General features: G+C 38.9%; 2 protein-coding genes. One reads left to right on the forward strand and one right to left on the reverse strand.

Going from position 1 to position 953, the window contains the following annotated elements; translation table 11 throughout:
* A partial coding sequence (locus L992_RS13690) for a hypothetical protein (RefSeq protein WP_047396509.1) occupies positions 1-511 on the forward strand: 511 nt, incomplete at its 5' end.
* Here the strand turns inward: L992_RS13690 and L992_RS13695 are convergent.
* Positions 503-953 (reverse strand): hypothetical protein (locus tag L992_RS13695; protein ID WP_047396513.1); only part of this gene is annotated, 451 nt, incomplete at its 5' end. The genes L992_RS13690 and L992_RS13695 overlap by 9 nt on opposite strands.

Genomic DNA, 953 nt, shown 5'->3' on the forward strand with positions numbered 1-953 from the left:
CCCTGCAACCCTATATCCTAATACTACTTGGAGTAAGATTGAGAACAGATTTCTTTATGGTTCAGCTAGTCCTAGTGCAACTGGAGGAAGAAGTTCTGTTACCTTAGCTTTAGCAAATATTCCAGTACATAATCACTCTGCCACACAAGATGGACATACGCATAGTGCTAACCATAATCATACCGCAACACAGGCTTCTCATCTTCATAGTCAGCCTGGTCACTTCCATACTTCAACATCAAAATCAATAGATACTTATGGAGCAGGAAATTGGTCTGTAGCGCCAAACTTTACTGTCTATCAAAACAGCAAGGGAAATGCAACATTAAATACAGATACCAAAGGCGGAGATAATACTGGTTCTGCGACTCCAGCTATAACAGTAAATACAACAAATGTAACGACATCTAGTTCAACACCTTCTATAAGTGTTGGAAATACTGGTTCAGGAACATCATTTGATATAATGCCATCTTACTATACTGTCTGTATATGGAAGAGATTAAGTTAATCTTTTCCATATATTTACTCTTAAATATGGCGGAATAATACTAAATGAATTTCCACTTCCAGCATTGCTAATAGATAATGTTGCACTATGTCCATGTGACCCAGTTGTATTTGTATTTGGTGCTGAACCACCTGTATTTTCACCACCATTAGAACTTGAGTCCCGATTAATAGTAGAAGTTGGTGCTCCACCGATACCAGTATGATACGCATCTCCTTGAACTCCTCTACCCAAATTAATCGTATGTTTATGCGATGGCTGAGTATGAGCATGGTTATCAACTTGATGTTTATGATCTCCAGCTGAAGCAATTGTAACAGAACCACCATGATTATGAGCTGGTAGATGGCTTGTAGTAAGAGTTATTGTTGATGCTCCACCAGTTCCACCTGCACTTTCAGAACCGCTAGTTCCCTGTAAAAATCTACCTTCTTGCTTTTGC

Source organism: Cetobacterium sp. ZOR0034 (assembly GCF_000799075.1).
Taxonomy (GTDB): Bacteria; Fusobacteriota; Fusobacteriia; order Fusobacteriales; family Fusobacteriaceae; genus Cetobacterium_A.